At 63.0% G+C, this 23,287-nt stretch carries 21 protein-coding genes and 1 pseudogene; 16 read left to right on the top strand and 6 right to left on the bottom strand.

Going from position 1 to position 23,287, the window contains the following annotated elements:
* Window positions 1–6 precede the first annotated feature (6 nt).
* From KBY75_RS13255 to KBY75_RS13220, 8 genes are all read left to right on the top strand, one after another.
* Window positions 7–1,650 (top strand): ATP-dependent DNA ligase, encoded by a 1,644-nt coding sequence (locus tag KBY75_RS13255; protein WP_255024242.1) that lies wholly within the window; start codon window positions 7–9, stop codon window positions 1,648–1,650.
* Window positions 1,647–4,142: a ligase-associated DNA damage response DEXH box helicase gene (locus KBY75_RS13250; RefSeq protein ID WP_255024241.1), complete on the top strand. Its 2,496-nt coding sequence runs from the start codon at window positions 1,647–1,649 to the stop codon at window positions 4,140–4,142. The genes KBY75_RS13255 and KBY75_RS13250 overlap by 4 nt, the downstream gene beginning before the upstream one ends.
* Window positions 4,139–6,244: a CHASE domain-containing protein gene (locus KBY75_RS13245; protein ID WP_255024240.1), complete on the top strand. Its 2,106-nt coding sequence runs from the start codon at window positions 4,139–4,141 to the stop codon at window positions 6,242–6,244. The genes KBY75_RS13250 and KBY75_RS13245 overlap by 4 nt, the downstream gene beginning before the upstream one ends.
* Before the next feature lie 109 nt (window positions 6,245–6,353).
* Entirely contained in the window at window positions 6,354–6,731 is a 378-nt protein-coding gene (locus KBY75_RS13240; protein WP_255024239.1) for a PAS domain-containing protein, read from the top strand.
* Between the two features lie 107 nt (window positions 6,732–6,838).
* Window positions 6,839–7,492, top strand: a complete 654-nt coding sequence (locus tag KBY75_RS13235; RefSeq protein WP_255024238.1) for a PAS domain-containing protein — start codon at window positions 6,839–6,841, stop codon at window positions 7,490–7,492.
* A 243-nt stretch (window positions 7,493–7,735) separates the two neighbouring features.
* The gene (locus KBY75_RS13230; RefSeq protein WP_254936346.1) at window positions 7,736–8,101 is read left to right on the top strand and encodes an STAS domain-containing protein; all 366 of its coding nucleotides are present in this window, start codon (window positions 7,736–7,738) and stop codon (window positions 8,099–8,101) included.
* Window positions 8,094–9,260: an ATP-binding SpoIIE family protein phosphatase gene (locus KBY75_RS13225; RefSeq protein WP_255024237.1), complete on the top strand. Its 1,167-nt coding sequence runs from the start codon at window positions 8,094–8,096 to the stop codon at window positions 9,258–9,260. The genes KBY75_RS13230 and KBY75_RS13225 overlap by 8 nt, the downstream gene beginning before the upstream one ends.
* Before the next feature lie 59 nt (window positions 9,261–9,319).
* Complete coding sequence (locus KBY75_RS13220) at window positions 9,320–10,405, top strand: adenylate/guanylate cyclase domain-containing protein (protein WP_255024236.1); 1,086 nt, start codon at window positions 9,320–9,322, stop codon at window positions 10,403–10,405.
* 429 nt (window positions 10,406–10,834) lie between these two features.
* Here KBY75_RS13220 and KBY75_RS13215 read toward each other — a convergent pair whose 3' ends face one another.
* Window positions 10,835–11,698 carry an alpha/beta fold hydrolase gene (locus tag KBY75_RS13215; protein WP_254936349.1) on the bottom strand — a complete coding sequence of 288 codons (864 nt, stop codon included), beginning with the start codon at window positions 11,696–11,698 and terminating at the stop codon, window positions 10,835–10,837.
* A gap of 172 nt (window positions 11,699–11,870) precedes the next feature.
* On the opposite strand from KBY75_RS13215, the gene pdeM reads away from it, so the two are divergent.
* The gene (pdeM, locus tag KBY75_RS13210) at window positions 11,871–12,572 is read left to right on the top strand and encodes a ligase-associated DNA damage response endonuclease PdeM (RefSeq protein ID WP_396096739.1); all 702 of its coding nucleotides are present in this window, start codon (window positions 11,871–11,873) and stop codon (window positions 12,570–12,572) included.
* A gap of 18 nt (window positions 12,573–12,590) precedes the next feature.
* On the opposite strand, the gene KBY75_RS13205 is transcribed toward pdeM, so the two are convergent.
* Window positions 12,591–13,028 (bottom strand): CBS domain-containing protein, encoded by a 438-nt coding sequence (locus KBY75_RS13205; RefSeq protein WP_255024257.1) that lies wholly within the window; start codon window positions 13,026–13,028, stop codon window positions 12,591–12,593.
* Between the two features lie 78 nt (window positions 13,029–13,106).
* On the opposite strand from KBY75_RS13205, the gene KBY75_RS13200 reads away from it, so the two are divergent.
* Entirely contained in the window at window positions 13,107–13,634 is a 528-nt protein-coding gene (locus KBY75_RS13200) for a CDP-alcohol phosphatidyltransferase family protein (protein WP_254936351.1), read from the top strand.
* A gap of 31 nt (window positions 13,635–13,665) precedes the next feature.
* Here the strand turns inward: KBY75_RS13200 and KBY75_RS13195 are convergent, their stop codons facing one another.
* Genes KBY75_RS13195 through KBY75_RS13180 form a run of 4 tightly spaced genes read right to left on the bottom strand, consistent with a single transcriptional unit; the run spans window position 13,666 to window position 17,723 of the window.
* A complete protein-coding gene (locus KBY75_RS13195; RefSeq protein ID WP_255024235.1) occupies window positions 13,666–14,913 on the bottom strand; it encodes a phthiocerol/phthiodiolone dimycocerosyl transferase family protein in 1,248 nt (415 codons plus the stop codon).
* The gene (locus tag KBY75_RS13190) at window positions 14,910–15,836 is read right to left on the bottom strand and encodes an oxidoreductase (protein ID WP_255024234.1); all 927 of its coding nucleotides are present in this window, start codon (window positions 15,834–15,836) and stop codon (window positions 14,910–14,912) included. Before KBY75_RS13190 ends, KBY75_RS13195 begins: the two co-directional genes overlap by 4 nt.
* A 45-nt stretch (window positions 15,837–15,881) precedes the next feature.
* A complete protein-coding gene (locus KBY75_RS13185; protein WP_254929579.1) occupies window positions 15,882–16,799 on the bottom strand; it encodes an NAD-dependent epimerase/dehydratase family protein in 918 nt (305 codons plus the stop codon).
* A gap of 60 nt (window positions 16,800–16,859) precedes the next feature.
* A complete protein-coding gene (locus tag KBY75_RS13180; protein WP_255016801.1) occupies window positions 16,860–17,723 on the bottom strand; it encodes a substrate-binding domain-containing protein in 864 nt (287 codons plus the stop codon).
* Between the two features lie 180 nt (window positions 17,724–17,903).
* Between KBY75_RS13180 and KBY75_RS13175 the strand changes: the two are divergent.
* The 6 genes and pseudogenes from KBY75_RS13175 to fumC form a co-directional block, all read left to right on the top strand.
* A pseudogene (locus KBY75_RS13175) lies at window positions 17,904–18,104 on the top strand (TIGR02450 family Trp-rich protein); the annotation flags it as partial.
* 30 nt (window positions 18,105–18,134) lie between these two features.
* On the top strand, window positions 18,135–18,899 hold the full coding sequence (gene hisA, locus KBY75_RS13170; protein WP_255024256.1) for a 1-(5-phosphoribosyl)-5-[(5-phosphoribosylamino)methylideneamino]imidazole-4-carboxamide isomerase: 765 nt from the start codon (window positions 18,135–18,137) through the stop codon (window positions 18,897–18,899).
* 160 nt (window positions 18,900–19,059) lie between these two features.
* The gene (locus KBY75_RS13165; RefSeq protein WP_255024255.1) at window positions 19,060–19,422 is read left to right on the top strand and encodes a Fur family transcriptional regulator; all 363 of its coding nucleotides are present in this window, start codon (window positions 19,060–19,062) and stop codon (window positions 19,420–19,422) included.
* Between the two features lie 107 nt (window positions 19,423–19,529).
* Complete coding sequence (locus tag KBY75_RS13160) at window positions 19,530–21,137, top strand: DUF3685 domain-containing protein (protein WP_255024233.1); 1,608 nt, start codon at window positions 19,530–19,532, stop codon at window positions 21,135–21,137.
* A gap of 40 nt (window positions 21,138–21,177) precedes the next feature.
* Complete coding sequence (locus KBY75_RS13155; RefSeq protein ID WP_255024232.1) at window positions 21,178–21,792, top strand: thylakoid membrane photosystem I accumulation factor; 615 nt, start codon at window positions 21,178–21,180, stop codon at window positions 21,790–21,792.
* A complete protein-coding gene (gene fumC / locus KBY75_RS13150; RefSeq protein ID WP_255024231.1) occupies window positions 21,792–23,165 on the top strand; it encodes a class II fumarate hydratase in 1,374 nt (457 codons plus the stop codon). The genes KBY75_RS13155 and fumC overlap by 1 nt, the downstream gene beginning before the upstream one ends.
* Window positions 23,166–23,287 lie beyond the last annotated feature (122 nt).

Here is a 23,287-nt window from a genome sequence, read left to right as displayed (position 1 = left end):
GCGGGCATGCGTCGCTTCGCCGATCTCTACAGCGCCCTTGATGCCAGCAGCGGCACCCAGGCCCGGGTGGAGGCCCTCGTCGCCTACTTCAGTGGTGTTGATGCAGCCGATGGCGCCTGGGCCCTGCACGTGCTGCTGGGCAAGCAGGGCAAGCGCCTAATCACCGGACGGCGGCTGCGCCAGATCTGCCTGGAGAAATCCCCCCTGCCGGAGTGGTTGTTCGACGACTGCTACGCCCATGTGGGCGATTCGGCCGAAACCATCACCCTGCTCTGGGCCCAGATGGAGGCTGGGGCGAGCGAACCCCTGCACCACTCCCTGCACCATTGGATGGAGCAGCTGCTGCCGGCCGCCGCCGCCCTGGAGGGCAGCGAGCAGGCAGAAGCGGTGCGGCAGCTTTGGCGGGGCCTCAGCAGATCCGAACTGCTGGTAGCCAACAAATTGCTCACCGGTGGCCTACGGGTGGGCGTGGCCCAGGGGCTGGTGGTGCGCGCCCTGGCACGCCTCAGCGGGCTGGAGGAAGCGCAGCTGCAGCACCGGCTGATGGGCGGCTTCAAGCCCAGTGCTGCCGCCCTCACCGCCCTGCTGGCCCCAGCCGATGTAGCCGAAGCGGTGCCCAGCCGCCCCTACCCCTTTTACCTGGCATCGCCCATGGAGCAGCAGCCGGCCGGCCCCGCCAGCGACTGGCTGGCGGAGTGGAAGTTCGACGGCATCCGCGGCCAGCTGATCCGCCGCGCCAACGAGGTTTATTTGTGGAGCCGCGGCGAAGAATTAATAAGTGCCGCCTTCCCCGAATTGCTCGCAGCGGCAGGCTGCCTGGCCAACGGCACCGTGCTCGATGGCGAGATCCTGGTATGGCCAGCCGGCAGCGACCTGCCAGCCCCCTTCGCCCAGCTGCAGCGCCGCCTGGGCCGCAAGGCGCCAGGCCGCAAGCTGCTGGCCGAGTGTCCGGCAGCCTTCGTGGCCTACGACCTGCTGGAGCTGGGGGGCGGCGACCTGCGCCAGCGACCCCTGAGCCAGCGCCGCTCAGCCCTGGAAGACCTGCTCCAAGAGCTGCCTGAAACGACACCCACCCCCACAGCCGGGCTCCTGCGCCTATCGCCCCGCCTACCCCTAACGGCCTGGGAGCAGCTGGAGCCGCTGCGCCAGCAGGCCGCCAGCGCCGCCGCCGAAGGGCTAATGCTCAAGGGCCTCGCTTCGCCCTACCTGGCGGGCCGCAAGCGGGGCCACTGGTGGAAACACAAGCGCGACCCCTACACCCTCGATGCGGTGCTGCTCTACGCCCAGGCCGGCAGTGGCCGCCGCGCCAACCTGTTCACCGATTACACATTTGGGCTCTGGGATCGCCAACCCGGGCCCGAGGGCGAGTTGGTGAGCTTCGCCAAGGCCTACTCCGGCCTCAACGATGGCGAGATCACGGAGCTGGATCGCTGGATCCGCAGCCACACCACTGAACGATTCGGGCCGGTGCGGGCCGTGCAGCCGCTGCAGGTTTTTGAGCTGACCTTTGAGGGGCTGCAGCGCTCCAGCCGCCACAAAAGCGGCATCGCCGTGCGCTTCCCCCGCATCGCCCGCTGGCGCCAAGACAAGCCCGCCGCCGAGGCGGACACCTTGGCCACGGCTCTAGCCCTGCTGGCAGCCCAGCCATGAGCCGGAAGCCGCGGAGCCAACCAAAGCCCTGCGATCTCCTGGCCCCGATCGAAGCCTGGTTTGAGCTTCAGGGCTGGACGCCCCTGCCCTTTCAGCGCCAGTGCTGGCAGGCCTATCTGGCCGGCGAGAGCGGCCTGATCCAGGTGCCCACCGGCTCGGGCAAAACCTATGCCGCCGTGATGGGTCCGATCGCCGAGCTGCTGGCCGAGCCCAGCCCCGGACTGCGCCTTCTCTATCTCACCCCCCTGCGGGCCCTGAGCCGCGATCTGGCCCTGGCAATCCAGCAGCCGATCGAAGCGATGGGCTGGCCGCTGCGGGTGGGTATTCGCAATGGCGACACCTCCGGCTACGAGCGCGGCAAGCAACTGCGCAGCCCGCCCGAGATCCTGATCACCACCCCAGAGTCGCTCAGCCTGCTGCTGGCCAACCCCAAGGCCCCTGCCCTATTTGCCGGCCTGCGGGCGGTGGTGCTGGATGAGTGGCACGAGTTGATGGGCAGCAAGCGGGGCAGCCAAACCGAGCTGTGTCTGAGCTGGCTGCGCAGCCAGCAACCGAGCCTGCGCACCTGGGCGATCAGCGCCACGATCGGCAATCTCGAGGAGGCGGCCCGCAGCGCCCTTGGCGCCGCCAGCGAACCCCGCCTGATCACCGCACCGATTGCCCGGGCCACGGAGATCCGCAGCCTGCTGCCCGAGTCGATCGACGGCTTTCCCTGGGCCGGCCACCTCGGTCTGCGCCGCTACGAGGATCTGGTGGCAGCCCTGGAGCCGGGCGTCTCCACCCTGCTGTTCACCAACACCCGCAACCAGGCTGAACGCTGGCACCAGTGTCTCCGCTACGCCTGCCCTGAGATGGAACACGCGTTAGCGCTCCACCACAGCGCCATCGACCGGGCCGAGCGCGAAGCGATCGAAGCCGGGGTGAAAGCAGGCGCCCTGCGCTGGGTGGTGTGCACCAGCTCCCTCGATCTGGGCGTGGATTTCCAGCCGGTGGAGCGCGTGGTGCAGATCGGCTCTGCCAAAAATGTGGCCCGGCTGCTGCAGCGGGCTGGCCGCAGCGCCCACCTCCCCGGCGGCACCTCCCAGGTGCTGTTCATGCCCACCCATGCCTTGGAGTTGCTGGAGCTAAGCGCCCTGCGGCGGGGCCTGGCGGCTGGCCTGGTGGAGGAAAGGCGCCAGCCAAACGCGCCAATCGACGTGCTGCTCCAGCACCTCACCAGCCTGGCCTGCGGCCCCGGCTTCCAAGCCGAAAGCGAGCTGGCGGTTGTTCGCAGCGCCTGGAGCTACCGCCAGCTCAACGACAGCGACTGGCAGTGGTGCCTGCGCTTCCTTGAGCACGGTGGCGACTGCCTTGGTGCCTATCCGCGCTACCGCAAGCTCGAGCGCGAAGGCGATCTCTATCTGGTGAAAGAAAAGGCGATCGCCCGGATGCACCGCCTGCACATCGGCACCATCACCGCCGACCGGGCAGTGACCGTGCGCTTTGTGCGCGGTGCCGTGCTCGGCCATGTGGAAGAGGCCTTCATCGGCCGGCTCAAAGCAGGCGATGTGTTTTTCTTCGCGGGCCGGCAGCTGGAGTTTGTGCGACTGCGGGAGATGACGGCCCAGGTGAAGGCCAGCTCCAAAAAAAGCAGCACCGTGCCCGCCTGGTCTGGCGGCCAGATGGCCCTCTCCGACCTGCTCAGCCAGCACCTGCGAGCCGAGGTGGATCGCTGCGCCCGCGCCCTAGCCGGGGAAGCCAAGCTCGACAGCCCCGAACTTGTGGCCCTCGAGCCCCTGCTGCAGCGCCAGGTGCAGCTCTCCCGGCTACCAAGGCAACACGAATTACTGGTGGAGGTGTGCAACAGCCGCGAAGGCAGCCACCTCTATGCCTATCCATTTGAAGGGCGCTTTGTGCATGAGGGCCTGGGTTTTCTCTGGGCCTGGCGCCTGGCCCGCCACCGAGCCAGCACAATTACGGTGTCGGTAAACGACTACGGCTTTGAACTGCTGGCGCCAAAAAACTATCCATTTGAAGAGTTGTTTGAACTGCACGCCGAAGAACTGCTCGATGACAACGATCTCAAGGTCGATCTAGAGCAGGCAATCAACCTCTCAGAGCTATGCCGGAGGCGCTTCCGCGCCATTGCCCAAATCAGCGGCTTGGTGCTGAACGGTTACCCTGGACAGTCCAAATCCGGCGGTCAACTGCAGATCAGTGCAGCCCTGCTCTACGACGTATTCAGCCGCCACGAACCTGCCAACCGCCTATTGACCCAGGCCAGATCGGAAGTGCTCACCGAACAGCTGGACCTGCCCAGAATCACCCTGGCCTTGCAGCGGCTGCAGCGATGCAGTTTGCAGCTGGAGCGCACCGCCCGGCCCGGACCGCTGGCCTTCCCCTTACTGGCAGAGCGCCTAAACAACCGCATGAGTAATGAGTCGCTGCTGCAGCGTTTGGAACGCTTGCGTCAGGAAGCTGAGAGCGCTGAAGAAGGTGGGCTTAACTTATGAAAACCCACAAGGTGGCAGCCATGCGGGTAGGGCTACTGAACCTGATACAGCGGCTCAGCAGGCGTCTCGGCACCCTGGAGGGGTATGTCCTCATGCCCTGGCTGGTGCTGGGGATTGGTCTGCTGACCACCGCCACAATCTGCGAGCAGACCCGTCGTTTCGGCGAAGAGGAACATCTGCGGATTGAGTCCACCCTGCTGGACAACGTGGTCGATGGCCTGGAAAGCAAGTTGCAGACCAACATCGCCATGCTCGCCGCGGTGGCGGGGCTGTTCTATGCCAGCACCGGGGTCGATCGCCAAGAGTTCAATACCTTTTACGAAACCGTTGCCCTCAACACCAGCCATCTAAATGGGGTTCAGGGTGTGGGATTCAGCCGCTGGATTCCAGCTGCCCAGCTGCCGGCCTTCGAGCAACGCATAAGGCAGGAGGGATTTCCCAACTTCATGGTGCACCCTCCCGGCCCGCGAACCAATTACAGCGCCATCGAATTCCTTGAGCCTTTCAGTTGGCGCAATCAGCGAGCCTTTGGCTTCGACATGTATGCCGAGCCTGTGCGCCGCCAGGCAATGCAACGGGCTGCCCAAACTGGCAATGCCACCTTGAGCGGCAAGGTGCGCCTCGTGCAGGAAACAAACGAAGATCTGCAGCGGGGGGTTCTTATTTATCTGCCAATTTACACTGATCAAGATCAGCAACCCGGCGCCAGAAAAAGCACTCTGAGGGGTTGGGCCTATTCACCTCTACGCCTGAACGATGTAGTGAACAGCACCATCGATATCATCGACAATATCGATCTGGCGGGTACTGGGGTGCTCGTATTCGATGGTGATAAACCAAACGCCAAAGATCTCCTTTTTGACAACCTCAAACTGCTGAACAGAAATGAGCTGCGTCATCCCTCCTACGAAAAGCTCAATATTGGCGGCCGCACCTTGCTTGTTGGGGTGCAGCTGGCCCCCAGACTGGTTGGCCCCAACGGGATCACTAGCGCTTACTGGATCAATTTGCTGCTTGGGATAAGCGCCAGCACGGTGTCGGCAGTGATCACCCGCACGCTGGTGGCAAATCACCTTGCAACCAAGCAAGCCCTTTTGATCAGCGAAGCAGCAGCCCAGGAACGGGCCCTTGCCAGCACAGTGTTCGACGAGAGCGGACAGGGGATCATCGTCAGCAACCCGGAAGGCCAGATCTTGATGGCCAACAACGCCTTCACCCAACTCACTGGCTACCGCATCTCAGAAATCAAAGGGCAACGCGCCAGCCTGCTCAAATCCGGGCGTCACGACAATGCCTACTACGCGCAAATGTGGAATGAACTAACCAACAAGGGCTTCTGGGAAGGCGACATCTGGAATCGGGTGCGTAGCGGCGAGATCCGCTGTCACCACCTCAACATTTCAACCGTGCGGGATGACGAACTCCAGCCCCGCTACTACGTGGGCATGCTCCAGGACGTAACCAAACGCCGTCAATCGGAAGAGGCAGTGCGTTACGCAGCAAACCACGACATCCTTACAGGCCTGGCCAATCGTTCCATGCTGATGGAGCAGCTGGAGTCCCATCTATCCCTGGCAAAACGGCACGGCCATGCCGTCGCCTTGCTTTACCTCGACCTCGACGGCTTCAAACCTGTTAATGACCGCTTTGGTCACAACATGGGCGATCAGGTGCTGCAGCTGGTTGCTGATCGATTCCGCAATGTGATCCGCCAAGGGGACCTGCTCTGCCGCCAAGGGGGTGATGAATTCGTGGTGTTGGTACCTGAAGCAGGTAGCACCGAGAAACTTGAGGGCATGGCCTGGAAACTGGTGGAGGCCAGCCGGGCTCCCTTCCTCGAGCTCGACAAGAGCATTGAGATTTCTGCCAGCGTCGGTATCGCCCGCTTTCCTGAGCACGGCAACACAAGCGAACAACTGCTGGCAGCGGCCGATAACGCCATGTACGCCGCCAAGCGAGCCAAGACCAATCCTGTGCAGGTGAGCCGTGGCTCCCAACCTCAGACAACCGTTAGCTCAGGCCTGCTCGAGGCGCTTGACGATGACGGCCATCAGGGCCAAAGAACCAGCCAGAGCAATCAACAAGGCGATGGTCATGGTTGAAGCGGCTACTACAAATGTAATTATGGCCGCTGAGGTGTCTAAGACATCCACCTGCCCATGTCACGTTTGCTAACTGCAAGCAGCCAGACCCTTAAGAGAACTGCGCGTTTTGCCCAATAAAGCATTTGCGGTTCCAGAACATAGGCGTGATCTCAATGGTGGGCGTGTGACAACAACAGGCAAGAAAGCTCCAAGCCAGGCGATCGACACCACTAGCGGCCAGGAACTTTTTACGGCTCTCAATCGCTCCAAGGCCATGATCGAATTCGATCTCAAGGGAAGCATTTTGAGCGCGAACACCAACTTCTTGCAGCTGATTGGCTACAGCGAAGCAGAATTAATCGGCCAACATCACAGCATATTCATAGAACCAGCCGATGCAATTTCCAGTGAATACAAGCAACTATGGACGAGCCTTGCCAAAGGCACCATGAGGGAAGGCGAGTATCGCTATATCGCCAAAGGAGGCAAAGGGTATGGCTACTGATAAGCTACAACCCCATCCTAAACAGTGGCGGCAAACCAGACAAGATAATTGGTCTTGCCACCGATATCACTGAAGCTAAAAATAATGCTGCGGTCGCCGCCAGCACGATGGCAGCGATTGAAAACTCCATGGCAGTTATTGAATTCGCTCCTGACAGCACCATCCTGCGAGCCAATCCCATCTTTCTTGAGGTAATGGGCTACGATGAACATGAAGTGGTCGGCAAGTTACACCGAATATTTGTTGAAAAAGACGAAGTGTTATCTACCACCTACAAACAGTTTTGGATGTCATTATCGAGAGGAGAGCGCCAGCGTGGTCAATTCAAACGCATAACTAAATCTGGAGATCCTGTCTGGCTAGAAGCTTCTTACAACCCGATTCTCGATGCCGGTGGCAAGCTGTTGCGAGTGGTGAAGTTTGCCTACGACATCACAGCTCAGTTCAACCAAGCCGTGGCACTGATGGGCGTCAAGACTGCCGAACTGGAAGCGGCCCTTGAGGAGGCCAAGGAAGCAGAACGGGTGCGACTTGAGCTGGACCGCACCCTGCAGGAAATGTCAACCCCGGTCACCCCAATCTGGGACGAAATTCTGCTACTGCCGCTAGTTGGCATTGTGGATTCCACCCGCACTGACGACGTCATGCGTAAAACCCTCGATCGCATCAGCCAGACCAGCTCAAAGATGTTCATCCTTGATATCAGCGGTGTACCAACTGTCGACACCGCCGTAGCCAATCAACTGATAAAAAATCACTAAAGCAACCCGTATCATGGGCTGCGAGACCATTGTCTCCGGCGTGTCATCCTCGATAGCCCACACCATCGTTGAATTGGGAGTAGACATCAGCGAACTGCGTACCACTGCCACACTCCGCGATGCATTTTCCACCTGCCTAAGCAAGATGGGAGTACTCGATCTTCAGAAAGGCAGGTCATCTTCGCGACCTCAACACCAATATCTACATCGGCAACGTACCTACCGCTGAAGGAGACTTGCTCCATGGCCAGCCCCGTCAATGACATCCGCACATCTATGGCGGCAGTTGATGGGCTGCTGGTGGTCTCTCTACCCGGGGAACTATCCGATTTGGTGCTGAATCGGATAGTTGAGGATGTTACCCAACGGGTAAGCCAAGAAGCCATCAGAGGGGTGATTCTAAATCTCAGCACCGTCACCCTGCTTGACATGACCGAGTTCCAGGTATTGCGACACTTGGTGCAGACCAATGAAGTGCTCGGAGTGCCCACGGTGTTGATGGGGATTCGCCCTGGCATCGCTGCCTATCTCTGCCAAATGCCGATCAGCATCGACGACCTCATCTTCCGGGTCGACATGGCGAGCTCCCTGGAGGCATGTAATGCATAACGTCAATACCCGGCACTACAGGATCCAGCGGCGCTCCGACGTGCAGATTGCGGCAGTATCTATGCAGCGAAAGGATTACTACCCAAGCCTTAGCAGCCTGGATCGCAGCAGCCTCGGCACCGTGATCGCCGAACTTGGCACCAATATCCTCAAATACGGAGAACAGGGAATCATTCGCATCAGCGAGGTGGAAGATGGCCTCCGCATTGGAATCCTGATCGAAGCAATAGATAAGGGTCCGGGCATACCAGACCTAGATCGTGCCCTTGAAGATCATTTCAGTACAGGCAACAGCCTCGGTCTGGGATTGCCAGCGGTTAAGCGCATGAGTGATGACTTGGCAATCGTCAGCAGCCCAGGCAAAGGCACAGAGGTGCGGGCGCTGCGCTGGATACGTCTGCCAGCCGTACAAATAACAAAAACACATACCAACAGCTCGGCTTCCCTGCCACCTGCAAGCCATCGAGAGCAGACCATCGACCTTCGACCCCAAGCTGGCAATAGCCCTTGCGTACTGAATTTTGAGCAGCGCATCCGGGCTTGCTACCCGGAACGCGTCAGTGGCGACCAAATATTGACAACGAACCATGCTCATCTATGGCTGCTGGCAGTAGTGGATGGCTGTGGCCATGGTCCAGGGGCCCACGCGGTGGCTCATGCCGTAGTGGAGGGGATGCAGCAGCGTTTCGAGCAGTTGGCCGCTGAACTCTCCACCATTGATGACACAGAAACAAACCTGGCCCCAGCCTGTCCGGCTGAGCAGTGGTTAAGCGAGCTGCTGCGCACGGCCCATCAACTCGCCTGCGGCAGCCGAGGGGCAGCCATCGGCCTCTCCTTAATTGATACCCAACGCTGGGAGATGTGGTTCAGCGGCATCGGCAACACTCGCATACTGCAATTCAAGCCGCGGGGATGGACCGGAGTAAGTCGAGATGGGCAGCTTGGTGATCGCTTCCCCACGCCGATGGTGCAGCACTTTCCCCTAAACAGGGGCGATACAGTGGTGCAGTTTTCAGACGGGCTGCGTGAATCTCAAGTGCGTCAGCTACGTCAAAACACAGATCCCAAGCTGCCAATCGCCGCGCTGGCAGATCTATTGATGAGTCAGGCCCTGCGCAGTGATGATGCCAGCGTATTGGTGATGGGATGTCAAGCCTGATCTCGCTGGGTCGAGTGGATATGCAAGAGGCTACTTCACTGGAGGAAACTCGCCACAAGATGCTGCGCATCCTTGGACTGCTAGAAGCACGGGAAACCCAGCTAATTCCCTGCTTAGCGCTTATTTCAGATGCCTTGCGCTGGTTTTTGCACTGGCAAGCAGATGCGGCGATCGAGCTCTATCTGCAATACCCAGAAAGATCCCCTGCCGAAACTGCCAAATTGCTGGTGCGCCTAGTTGCAGACGGCGTCGATTACCCCCTGCCACCTCATCTCCAGCAAGTGATTGTGCGCGAGACCATCGGCGTAAGCAGCCAAAATATTTCTAATCGACACGACTACGTCATCCCAATCGAGCTATGGCGGAAGCCAACTGAAGATCAGATACAACTAATCGGCCATATCTTCACCGAACTGAGTCGCGATGAATTATTTGAAGCCCTCAAAAGCGAAAAGGCTAAGGCCGAAGCGCTTCTCCATAACATGCTTCCCGATGTGATTGTCGAACGGATTAAGGGAGAGGAGGGAACGATCTACGACTACCACCCCTCAGCCACCATCCTATTCAGCGACATGGTGGGTTTCACAGAAATAGCAAGCCATATGGATGCTCACCGAGTTGTGTCTCTGATCGACCATATCTTCCGCTGCTTCGATGAGCTTTGCGATCAGCGAGGGGTTGAGAAGATCAAAACAATTGGCGATTCCTACATGGCTGCAGCTGGTGTACCGCTCGCGACAGAGGACCATGCCGAACGGATCGCCGACCTAGCCCTAGACATGCTGGCGACTCACAGGCAGGTAGTAATAGAGGAAGGCGTGTCGATGGATATCCGCATCGGCATCCACACCGGACCGGTGGTGGCCGGTGTCATCGGCCATCGCAAATACGCCTACGACCTCTGGGGCGACAGCGTCAATGTTGCTAGTCGCATGGAGTCGACAGGTATCCCTGGTGAAATTCAGCTTTCGATCGAAACCCAGCGACTACTGCCGCCGCGCTTCCGCTGCGACATCCGCGGCAACGTAGCCCTCAAGGGACACGGCTCGATCGAGGCCTTCCTCCTGCGCGGACGCTCCAATGACAGCGCCCAGCCCAGCAAAAATGAGGAGCGCCGCCGCTGGCAGCGGCGGCATGGCACTTAGTAACTCCATAATCGGTTCAACGCCACTCCCGAAGCCTTGACCTTGAAGCTCTACGACAGCGGCGCCCGCATGCCCGCTGGTATTTGGAGACTAAGGGGATAGCCTACCGCGAGAACTACATTTATTACTTCCAGGAGCACATTCCCGTATCCAGCAGCCCCTCCCAGGCCCCTTTCCGGCTACGTAAAACCAAATAATACTCATATCTGGCGAAGCCCATTGCAGTCGATCTGGGGCGAGTTTGTACGGAACGGTTCAGTAGCCATCCCACTAATCCTGACCGGTGGTAAACCCATCCGAAACAATTAATGGTTGGTCTGTCCCAAGGGGAACAAGGTTTACGTTGAGACGCTGAAAACAACCTGTATTGGCAAGAAAGGTCAAGTGCTGGGTGTGCTCGGTATTTCTCACCAGATCAAGCCCTGACAATTACTCCATGCCCTCCATTGGACCTCTAGCGCTTTCGTGCTCCTGCAGGAAGCGCTCCAGGCAGGCTCCGTAGACCTCGGGCCTCTCCAGCAGCGCGTGATGGGCCGCTCCGGGGATAATCTCCAGCCGTTGCTGGGCCAGGTGTTGCCAGCCCTCCATCGAGCGAGGGGTGACGAAGTCGTGTTCCGCCGCGAGCAGCAACACTGGCAGGGTGAGGCAGCCCAGGCTTGGCTCCGTCGCGCACCAGTCCGCAATCACATCAACGCCGCGCCAATGGTTACCGGGGTGACCTGGGGCGTAGGCAGCCAACAGCTCCGGTGGTCGCGGCGTCGTTCTGCAGACGTGGGTCGCATCAAAGCGGGCGCCGTCACCATCGAGATGCGCGAGCAGGGCTGCCACCTCCTCAAGCAACACGGGCACCGAGCTGGGCACATTGGAGAGGGTGAGCGAGCGCGGCACAGGTAAGCCACTGTTTGAGGCGAGCGCCTCGCAAGCAAGGATGCCGCCAAACGACTGGCCGTAGAGGTGATAGGCCGGCTCGCCCCGCTGCAAGGGAATAAACCGCTGGGCCGCCATGGCTTCCACCACCTCAACTAGGTCCTGCACGGAGGCCGCGATGGAGTACTCCTCAACCTCGGGGCTGGGCCGCTCACTGCGGCCACACCCCAGTTGGTCGAAGAAAAGTACCGGGCGTGGCAGTTGGCCACCAAGGGGAAATAGATAGTCGCTGGGAACTCCTGGTCCGCCGTGACATACCAGCAGGGGCAGGGCAGCTGAAGAGCTGGCAGGGAGGTGTTGCCCAACCCAAAGGCGACAGCGACCGGCACGAACCGGCAGAAAAATGGAGGTCAAATCAGGAAGCATTTCTGACTCATCCGCTGCAACCATTTCGGTGAATTCGCCTGTGGTTTATTTCTCTAAGCAGCTGGTCATGCGCACCAGCAATGCCAATGGGGCCGCCCAGGGTCCAGATGTGATCGGATCAATCCTGTAGCACCAGCGTTACCGATGATGGCCCCACACGCTCCTACGTCCGATGCGCCCAGGGCATGGTGTGAACGCAGACCGAAGCGCTGTTGCAGCAAGCGTCGGCTTTGACTGGCGGGGCCAGACGCTTCAGCTGCTTGGCGCCAAGGCGGCGTGGGACCCCCAGCGCCGGGCCCTATTAGTGGCGGATTTGCACCTGGGCAAGGCGGAAAGCTTCCAGGCCCACGGCATTCCCCTGCCCAGCGATGGCGACGGCGAGACCCTCAATGGGCTGCTGGAGTTGGCCCATCAGCTAGAGCCCCAGCAGGTGGTGGTGCTGGGAGACCTGATCCACAGCCGCCTAGGGCTCACCGGCCAACTCCGGGCCAAGCTGGCAGCGCTACCGGAGCTGCTGGGCTGCCAGCTGCGCCTAATCGGCGGCAACCATGAGCAGGGCAGCTGGATCGAGGGACTGCCGCAGGAGCCATCCCAAGCCCTAGGCCCCTGGTGGCTGAGCCACATTCCAGAGCCGCGGGCGGGCATGCTCAACCTCTGCGGTCACCTGCATCCAGTGGCGGTGGTTGGCCGGGGTGCCGATCGGCTGCGGTTGCCTTGCTTCAGCTACTGCGAAACCAGTGAGCGGCTAGCCCTGCCCGCCTATGGCCGCTTGACCGGCGGCCATCCCTGCTCCCCAGGGGAAAGGATCTGGCTGGTGGCAGAGGGGGCCATCGTTGCTTGGCCTCAGGGCTCAAGGCAGCTGGCCCGGCCCTGATCGGCTGATACTCCTGCCTTAACCCGCTGCCGCCAGGGCCCTCACCACATCCCCGCGGGTGAGCACACCCACCGGGCGGTGCTCGCCATCCAGGACAAACAGGCGTTGGGTGCTGCGCTCATGCAGCAGGCCCGCGGCTGCCGGCAGGGGCAGCTCGGCGCTGCAGCAGTGGGGATGCTGGCCCATCACCTCGCCCACGGTGCTGCCGAGCACCTGGTGCACCTCCTTGTCCCAGTTGAGCGGATTGCGCAGGTAAATCACCGCATCGAGCAGCATTACGTAGGGGCCGGGCTGGAAGCCGCTCTCGCGCACCATCAGGTCTTGCTCGCTGAGCTCGCCCACCAGGGCGCCACTGCCATCCACCACCGGCAAACCGCTGATGTGGTGCTCGCTCATCAGCTTCACAGCATCCTGCAGGGGACTGTCCGCTGTGACACTCAACACCGGTGCAGACATCACGGCAGAAACCAGCTGTTGCACCACGGGCCAAACAAGACGACTGGAGCCATTCTGGGGCCGAGCACGGCAGACACCATGGCGACGCAACGGATACGCCAACTGGCCGACGGCCTCACCGTGGCCCGGGCCGTGCTGGGACTACCGCTGATCGTTGCCCTGGCGGGGGGCCAACCAGCCCTGGCCTGGTGGCTGCTGCTACTGGGCGGCCTGAGCGACTGGGCCGATGGCGCCCTGGCACGCCGGGCCGGCGGCGGCTCGGTGTGGGGCGCCCGCCTCGATCCCCTCACCGACAAAATCCTGATCAGCGCGCCGCTGCTGTGGCTTGGAGCGGAGGGGATCCTGCCCCTGTGGGCGATCTGGCTGCTGCTGGCCCGGGAACTACTTATCTCTGGCTGGCGCGCCGCTGAAGCCAGTGGCGGCCCGGCCTCCTTGGCCGGCAAGCTCAAAACGATCCTGCAATTCACCAGCCTGCTGCTGCTGCTCTGGCCCAACGGCTGGGGTTTCGGACTGGCGGCGGCATTCCAGAGCGCGGGCTTCTGGCTGTTCTGGCCGTCGCTGCTGCTGGCGCTGAGCTCCGCCTGGGGCTACCTACGCAAGCCCTAACTCAAAGCGTCTTTTGCTGGCATCCATTTATTTATCCAAGTGCCACCAGCCGCTTTTTTGTATCTGCCAGCACCGCTGTGGCCCGAGCGTCGCCAAGTTGCTGCTCGATGTGAAACAGGGTGAGGCTGAGCTGATCTCGAAAGCTGAGGGCACCGAGCACCGCCAGGGGCTGATGCGGCAGGGCGATTGGTTCAACGTTGGCCACAAAGAACAACCGCGCCAACTCCAGTTCCCCGTGCTGGGCCTGCACTGGCACGCGACCAAGATTGGTGATCAAGCCCCCTTGGCGCCAGCTGCGCTGCCAGAGCTGGTGTGGGGTGGGGCCGTCCTCAAGCGCCGCAGCAATCGTGTTTAGGGCCCGCAGGGGCGAGCCGGAGCTCAGCTGCTGCTGCAACACCCCATGCAGTTCGCTGGCCAGCTGATCGAGGCTTGAATCGGGATCCACCTCAACCGATGTATCCACACAAACGCGCAGCAGCCGCATCAGCTCCCAGGGCAGGGGCGGTTCAGCCAGGCTGCGTAAATTCACCACGGTTGTGGCTGTGGTTTTCGCAGGTAGAAACCCATCTGCCACCAGCGCCTGCAGGAAAGCAGCGTGCAGGGTGGCATTAAGGCGCAGACCCCTCAGGCGAGTCCAGGCCAGCACCCCCGCACTGGCTTCGGCGCTGAGCTCCTCGAAGACGTAACTGGTGCTCAAGCCGGTGTCCCGCCGCTCCGTCAAAGAATCCACCGCGCCAGCCCCCTGGCCTGCGCTTGCAAAGGTTTGCCCTAGCTCAGGGGTGTGGGCATCCCAATCGACAGCTGGCCCGGGACTGCCAACGCCGCCAGCGGCAGCGAGTAGGGCAAACAGCTGCTGCACCAAAGCCATGGCCGAGAGGCCATCGGCGATCGCATGGTGAAAGGTGAGCAGTAGCTGGCCCCGCTCACGCCCCGCCAGCCAGCTGACGCGCCAGAGGGGCTCGCCGCCGCCGCCAAAACGCTGGCGCAGGGCCGCCATGGCAGCTGGCTTCCAGGCCCCTGGGGCTGGGCTCCCGTTGGGATCATCCAGCCAGGGCAGCACCTGTATCTCGATGGCGGCCGGGGTTTCAGCGAAGTGGCAGTGGTCGCCATCCCAAACCAGCGTGCTGCGCAGCAACAGGTGTTGCTGCTGAAGGGAGGCGAGGGCCCCCTGGATCGCATCGGCTTCGAGGCAACCGCGGTACTCGGCGATCACCGTGAAATTCATATTGCCGGAGCTGCCCGCATCCAGCAGACATTCAGCGCGCTCCAATACATTCATGGCGCTGCAGCCCCAGCAGTGAGCTCCTCGCTGCGCTGCCAGAGCCGCTGGCGCTGATCGACATCGAGGGCAGCGGGGGCAATGCGCACCTCGGTGGGCCAGCCCCGCATGCCACCGAACTGATTTGGTCCGTAGTGACCCCCTGGGGTGGCTTCGGGTGCGGTGGCGGCAAACAACTGGGGTAACGCTCCCATGGCCGCGCTCTGCAACAGCGGGCCCATCAGCCGGTAGGCCAGGGGTTCAAACCACGACCCATTGGCAGCCACCGAGGCCAGCTGAAGATTGGTGCGGGCAAAGCCCGGATGGGCCGCCAGCGACAACACCGCCTGGCCCTGATCGCGCAGCCGCTGCTGCAGCTCTAGGGCAAACATCACATTGGCGAGCTTGCTCTGGCCGTAGGCAGCCCAGCGGTCGTAGCGGCGCTCGCCCTGTAGGTCGTCGAAAGCAATGCGGCCGAAATACTGGGCCCCTGAGGTCACGCTCACCACCCGTGCATTCGGGCGGTCTGATAGCAGCGGCAGCAGGGCCAGGGTGAGGGCGAAATGGCCCAGGTGGTTCACACCCAGCTGCATCTCGAAGCCGTCGGGGGTGAGCTGCCGCGGCAGGGCCATCAGTCCGGCGTTGTTGATCAGCAGATCCAGCCGGCCGTGGCGATCGGCCAATTCCGCAGCGGCACGGCGCACGCAAGCCAAGCTGGCCAGATCAAGCTCCAGCAGCTCAACGGCACCACCCCCGCTAGCGGCCGCTGCCGACAATTCACCCTTGGCAAGCTCTGCCCGGGGCAGGCTGCGGCAGCCGAGCACCACGGTGGCGCCCTTGGCCACTAGCGCCCGCGCCGTTTCCAGGCCCAGGCCGCTGTTGGCGCCGGTGATCAGGGCCAAGCGTCCGGCCTGATCGGGAATCGAGTCGGTAGTCCAGTTCATGGCAGGAGCCTATGGAAATAGGCCTCACAGCTGCGGCAAAGAAGCTCAGCCGATCAAGGCCTCGTCTGCGGAGAAATCAGGGCTGGTGGGAGTCCGCAGGGCGTAGTCGTTGGTGTAGCTGTCGGCGATGGTGGCCTCAAGGTCAAAGGCCGGCTCCCAGGCCAGTTCACGCCGCACCCGGGTGGTGTCGGTGAGGAAGTGGGCTAGGCGCAGCGGGAAGGCCTTGCGGGCTTTTTTATCGAGAGCAGCGGGATCGAAGCTGCGGATTTCCACAGAAGCTGGCTCCTTGCCGGCCGCCCGGGCCGCTGCCTGCACCAAGCCGCGGAAGGTGACGCCCTGGCTGCCGGTGCAGTTGTAGATGCGGTTGGCGGCGGCATCCACCTCGATGCAGCGAGCCATGGCGGCGGCTAGGTCTGCCACATGGCCCAGCTGGGTGATCGTGCTGCCATCACCGGGAAGGGGCACGGGCCGGCCGTGCACGATGCGATCAAAAAACCAGCTCTCCACAGGGTTGTAGTTGCCCGGCCCCACGATGTAGGTGGGCCGGAAGCTGGTGAAAGCGATGCCCTCGCTGCGCAGCCAGGCTTCGGTTTCGGCCTTGCCAGCGTGGCGGCTGGCGGGATCAACGGGGCTGTTTTCATCGAGGGGCCAAAGCTCGCTATCGGCGTAAACACCGGCCGAGCTCACATAAACAAAGCGATGGGCCGGAGGCCCGGTGCGCTCGATCACAGCGCGGGAATCCTCAAGGCTGCGGCCCGAGCTATCGACGATCACATCAAAACTGCGACCCACCAGCGGCTCCAGCCCCCCAGCAGTGCTGCGGTCGCCGATCAGGTGCTCCACCCCAGCCGGCGCTGGCTTGTTGCCACGGGTAAACAAGGTGAGGGCATGGCCTTCAGCCTGCAGCCGCTCCACCAGCGGTTTGCCCACGAAGCGGGTGCCGCCCATCACCAGGATGTTCATGCTGCTGCCCACGGGGCCGCGAAACTGGGCGTCATTCAAACCCCCGGACAGCAGAGGCGGTTACTCCACCACCGTTATGCCCGTGTCGATCCGCTCGATCGGTGGCGCCGCCAGCGTCTGCTGCCAAAGGGACAAGATCGACCAGTAGCCCTGGGCCCTCGGCTTGGTCGCCACGCTGGAGTTCACCACGCCGCTGCGTATTTGGCCCACCAGCTCGGGCAGATCATCAATACCTACCGCCTGCACACGACCCTGGGCCCCCAGGCTGGCGATGGCACGGCCGATGCCGATGGGCCCGCTGGCGTCGCTGGCCACCCAGCCCCGCAGGGCCGGATGGGCCTTCATCGTCGCTAGAGCCTGCTGCTCGGCGGTGGCGATGGAGTCCTGATCGCTTGGGGTGGCCACCACCTGGATGCCGGGAAAGCGGCGGAATACCTCCTGATGGCAGCGAAATCGGATCGCGTGGTTTGGCGCCGTGGGAACCCCCTGCATGATTGCCACTTCACCGCGACCTGCCAGCAGCTTCACCAGGCGCTCAGAGGCAATCTGGGCCTGCTTGCAGTAGTCGTTGCCCACGCTGGTGATCGGCAAGCCGGCCGGTGCTTCGGAATCGAAAATCGCCAGCTGAATCCCCTCAGCCCGAGCGCGGACAAGCAGGGGAGTTAGGCGGCTGGCATCGAGCAGATCGATGAAAATTCCATCGGCCTTGGAATTGATGGCCCGGCTGAGGATCGCTTGTTGCTGCTCCACCGTGGCCTGGGCCGGGGGCTGGTAGTCCACGGTCACCGGCCGGCCGGTCTGGCTGGTAATCATGCGAGCCGCCGCCAAGGCCCCCAGCCGCACCTCCTCAAACCAGGGGTGACTGACCTTCGGAACCAGCACAAAACGCAGCGCCGTTTTCGCCGGTTCCGCCCTGACGGGCATCAACATCGCTCCTGCAGCGACGCCTAAGCAGGCGAAAACCCTGACGGCCCTACTGCCGATTCCGCCTGCAAAGGAGGCTTGTCGAACTCGGGCCATAGGGCGCACAAATGGGGTTTCTAATTTTGGCCGCCAAGACGGCGCCTTAAACCACACTTTGGTTCTGGTTTGCCCCTTTCAGTGATGCGTCTGGCCAAGGCCTACACCGCCCAGCCGGCCACCATCACGTCGTGGCCCGCCGGCAGCCGCGGCTATCGCCACTTCTCCCTGCTGGGGGAGCGGGGCCAGGGCGCGGAACGGGCCGTGGAACTCCAGGCGGTGCTGGAGCGGGGCTTTCGGCTGGTGGTGCCGCTACGGGAGCTGCGCAACCGGCAGCTCTGGCAGCCTGGCTGGCAGCAATTGCCTCCAGCAGCCATGCAGATAATTCCCGCCATCGACCTGCTCGATGGCCACTGCGTGCGGCTGCACCAGGGCGACTACGACCAGGTAACCCGCTTCTCCGACGACCCAGTGGCCCAGGCCCTCAGCTGGCAGCAGCAGGGAGCCAGGCGGCTGCACCTAGTGGATCTAGATGGCGCCCGCAGCGGCCAACCGGTCAACGATGCGGCCGTGAAGGCGATCACCACCGCCCTCAGCATCCCCGTGCAGCTGGGGGGTGGGGTGCGCAGCGCCGAACGGGCCGAGGAGTTGCTGAGCTTCGGACTGGATCGGGTCATCCTCGGCACCGTGGCTCTTGAGCAACCCGAATTAGTCGATGAGCTGGCATCGCGCCATCCCGGCCGGATCGTGGTGGGCATCGACGCCAAAAACGGCAAGGTGGCCACCCGCGGCTGGATCGAAGAGAGCAGCACCGAAGCCACCGCCCTAGCCCAGCGCTTCTGCACCAGCGGCATCGCCGCAATCATCAGCACCGACATCGCCACAGACGGCACACTGGCGGGCCCCAACCTCGAAGCCCTGCGGGCCATGGCCGAGGCCAGCGCCGTGCCGGTGATCGCCTCCGGCGGCATCGGCAACCTGGAGCACCTGCTGTCGCTGCTGAGCCTGGCGCCCCTAGGGGTGGAGGGGGTGATCGTGGGCCGGGCCCTCTACGACGGACGGGTGGATCTAGCTGAAGCCCTGCAGGCCATCGACGAGGGCCGCCTGCAGGATCCGACCACTGCCTCGATTATGGCTTGAACAGACAACCTGCCCCCATCGCAAAAGCGGATCGCTTGCGACCTGCCCTATAACAGATTGAGTCTGTTTTGAGGCGTGTCGAGTGATCGCCGACGCCCTTCCCCCAACCAATCCATCAGCCTGCGTAGACGACGTCTACCAGCGCTGCCGCGACCTGGGCATGAGGCTCAGCCGCCAGCGCCGCATGGTGCTCGATTTGCTTTGGGTTGAGAAAAGCCATCTCAGCGCCCGCGACATTTTTGAAAAGCTCAACAACCTGGGCCGCAACATCGGTCACACGTCTGTTTATCAAAACCTTGAAGCCCTGCAAACCGCTGGCGTAATCGAGTGCCTCGACCGGGCCAGTGGCCGGCTTTACGGCTATCGCAGCGATCCCCACAGCCACCTCACCTGCTCGCAATCAGGCGCCATCCAAGACCTAGATGTCGAGCTGCCGCGCGAGTTGCTCGACCAGATCGAGCGCCGCACCGGCTTCGCCATCGAGAACTACACCCTGCATCTCACCGGCCGGCGCCGCAGCTGAATCCCTGCGCCGACCCAGGACTGGAGAATCCGCTCCAGCATCGGTACCTTTGGCGCATGCCATCTCCAAACCCATGAGTTCGTCAAACCCATGAGTTCGCCAAACCCGTGAGTTCGCAGCTGCTGCTGTTTGCCGAGCCGCTGCTGCGCGATGGCCTCACCCGCCTGCTCAAGGCTCAGGCGGGGCTTTACAGCGTCGCTGAGCGGCCAGAGCAACTGCAAGGGCTGCCCCAACTGGTGATCTGGCAAGCCAGCAGCGGCGACCTCCAGGGCGGGCGCTTGGCAGAAGAATTGCTGCGCCTGCAGGAGCGCTGGCAGCCAGCTCCCGTGCTGCTGCTGCTGCCTGCGGCCCATGGTCTAGGCGGTGATGCCCTGCTGCAGCTGCCGGCGGCTGGAATCCTCGAATCGCCCGAGCCCCAGGAGTTGCTGGCGGCCCTCGCCACCCTGCTGACCGGCGGGCGCGTGCTGGCAGCGGCGGCAGGCAGCGCCTCCCCCCGCCCAGCAGCCAGCCCAGCCCTCGGCCTGGGCCAGTGGCTGCTGATCAGCGGCCTGCAGCAGATCGACGCCGACCTAGCTGCCATCAAGCGCCTGCTGACGCCGCCACCCACCAACTTGGTGCAGCTGCTGGTGCTGCAGGGCCGCCTGCGCGAACTCTCGGCAGCCCGCGAGCTGCTGCTGCTGCTTTGGGGGCCGCTGAGTGTGGCCTGGAGCGCGCCCGATCCCTGCCCCAGCAGCCCGCAGCCCGTGCTGGCGATCACCCTGCAGCAGCGCAGTGCCGACGGCATCTGGCGCGCCATTCGACAGCGGCTCGAGGCCGGCAGTGGTGCCGAGCTCAGCAATCAAAGCGGCCAGCTGCTGGCCTTGGAGGGCCTCAGCCCCGAGCGGCGGCGCGACCTGCTGCTGGCCCTGCTATGCCAACTAGACAGCCTGCGCCAGCGGCTACTTGCCGACCCCGCTCCCCTGCAGGAGCGCTGGGAGCAATGGCAGCCCGAGCTGCGCCAGCAGGCCATGCGCAGCCTGGTGAATTCCTACGTGCAGCTGCCCTGCGAAGGCAGCCTGCTGCCGGTAGCCGACAGCCTGCTTCGCAGCAGCGATCTGACGGGCCGCGACCCGGAGCTGCCCGAGGCCCAGCCGATGCTGGCCTCCCTGGTGCGGGCCCAGCCCCTGCTGGTGGATGGCCAGCTGCTGGCCGCCGACGAACCGCGGGCCGTGCTCTACCTCGAACTACTAGTGAGCAACTGGCTGGTGCGCAGCGCCGAACTGGTCAGCGCCGAGCTGCTGGCCAGCTGCGCCAGCTGGCCCGAGTTGCGTCGCTACCTGCTCCAGCCCGAGCTGCTCGCCACCCGCAACCTGGAGCGGCTGCGCAACCAGCTCAACGCCCAACTGCGTTGGAGCAGCTGGGTGGAGCGGCCAATCAGCCTCTATGAAAGCCGCCGCCGGCTCTATTGCCTGCGCGATGGCGCCATCGACTGCCAGGAGCTCACCGAACCCCGCGACGCCGAACTGCGACAACTGGGCTGGCTGCAGCAACTGGTGACCCTGGCGCTGGAAAGCCGCGATGCCCTGGCCCCCCAGGTGCAGGGCCTACTGCGAGGCCTCGGCGATCTGGTGGTGGTGCTGCTCACCAGGGTGCTGGGCCGGGCCATTGGCCTGGTCGGCCGGGGTATTGCCCAGGGCATGGGACGCGGCATCGCCAAGGGCGTGGGCCGCAGCTGACGCCCCGCCACAATGGCTTTAATCGAGCTTGCAAGCCGGCATGGGGCGAAATCAGAACGGGCAACAGGGGATCGGGGCACGGGCCTCAACCCTTGGGCACATCCTGCGACTCCTGCTCAGTTCCGCCCTGGGGCTGCTGCTGGCGGCGGGCCTGGTGGGCCTAGGTAGCCGCCCCGCCCAGGCCTCGCTCACCAACAACAGCTACGACGGCAACATCTACGCCCTCTACGCCGGCAACGGCTCCCTGGTACCGCCGCGCAGCAGCCTTGCCCAGGCCCTGGACGACCACCGCACCACCGTTGTCGTCTATTACCTCGACGACGACGCAGCCAGCAAGCAATTCTCGGCGGTGGTCTCGGAGCTGCAGCGGGTGTGGCTCAACAACATCGAGCTGATTCCGCTGGTTACCGATCCGCTCCAAAACCGGGCCGACACCGGCCCCAGCGATCCAGCCCACTACTGGTCGGGCCTGATCCCCCAGGTGGTGGTGTTCAACAGCGAGGGGCAGGTTGTTTTCGATGAGCAGGGCGCCGTGAGCGTCGATGCCATCAACGCCGCCGTCAGCCAGGCCACCGGCATCCCCCTACCCGAGGGGGGCACCACCAGCACCACCGAAAGCTTCAACGAACTCAATTCCGAGGTGGTGAGCCGCTGATGGGCCGCCTTGAAAGCGACAGCATGGGCGCCATCGAGGTGCCCGAGCAGCATTACTGGGGCGCCCAGACCCAGCGCTCAATCGAATATTTCCCCTTCGGCCAGACCATGCCCCTGGCGGTGGTGCATGCCTTCGGAGCGCTCAAGGCCGCCTGCGCTGAGGTGAATATGGCCAAGGGCAAGCTCAGTCCCGAGCTGGCCGCCCTGATCGTGACCGCTGCCGAGGAGGTGGCCTCCGGCCGCCTCGACGCTGAATTTCCGCTCAAGGTGTGGCAGACGGGCTCCGGCACCCAAACCAACATGAACGTCAACGAGGTGATCGCCAACCGGGCGATTGAAGCCTCCGGTGGGGTGCTGGGCAGCAAGAGACCGGTGCACCCCAACGACCATGTCAACCTCAGCCAATCCAGCAACGACACCTTTCCCGCCGCCCTGCATGTGGCCGTGGCAATTGAACTGGAGCGCACTCTGCTGCCCGCCGTAGAAGCGCTGCGCGCCGCCCTGGCCGTAAAGGCCGAGGCCTTTGCCGCGATCATCAAGATCGGCCGCACCCACCTGCAGGATGCGGTGCCCCTGAGTCTGGGCCAGGAATTCGGCGGCTACGGCGCCCAGCTGGATCTAGCACTGGAAACCATCCGCGCCAGCCTGCCCCAGGTGCGCCAGCTGGCAATTGGCGGCACGGCGGTGGGCACCGGGCTTAATGCCCCCAGCGGCTTCGGTGAGGCGGTGTCTGCGCGACTGGCCGAGCGCCTAGGTCTGCCCTTCACAAGCGCGCCCAACAAATTTCAGGCCCTGGCCGGCCACGAGCCCCTGGCCGCAGCCCACGGGGCCCTCACCGTGCTGGCCGGCTCGCTGCTGAAGATCGCCAACGACATCCGCTGGCTGGCCAGTGGCCCCCGCTGCGGCCTGGGCGAGCTGGTGATTCCGGAAAACGAACCGGGTAGTTCAATCATGCCGGGCAAGGTGAATCCCACCCAGGCCGAGAGCCTGACCATGGTGGCCGTGCAGGTGATGGGCAACAACACGGCCGTGCAGCTGGCCGCCAGCCAGGGCAACTTCGAGCTGAACGTGTTCAAGCCAGTGATCGCCCACAACGTGCTCGAGAGCATCGAGCTGCTGGCCGGGGCCTGCACCAGCTTCCGCGCGCACTGCATCGAGGGGCTCAGGGCCAATGAAAGCCGCATCGAAACCCTGCTGGATCAAAGCCTGATGCTGGTCACGGCCCTCACCCCGGCGATCGGCTACGACCGGGCCTGCGCCATCGCTAAGCACGCCCACAACCACCAGCTCAGCCTCAAGGAGGCCGCCCTGGTGCTCGGCGAGATCAGCGCTGAAGAGTTCGATCGCTGGGTGCAGCCCGAGCAGATGGTCTAGGGAAGCTCTGGGCAACAGGGAGTTAAGTGCCTCTTGAGACCGGGCAAAGCTGCCTTTGGCCTTGATTTGCCTCTGAGGCCGGAAATTGTTGGCTCTATCGGCTCATTTCGGGATCATCTGGC

It is taken from the genome of Cyanobium sp. T1G-Tous (assembly GCF_024345455.1).
In the GTDB taxonomy this organism is placed as follows: domain Bacteria; phylum Cyanobacteriota; class Cyanobacteriia; order PCC-6307; family Cyanobiaceae; genus Cyanobium_A.
This window is presented reverse-complemented; position numbering and strand designations above follow the sequence as displayed.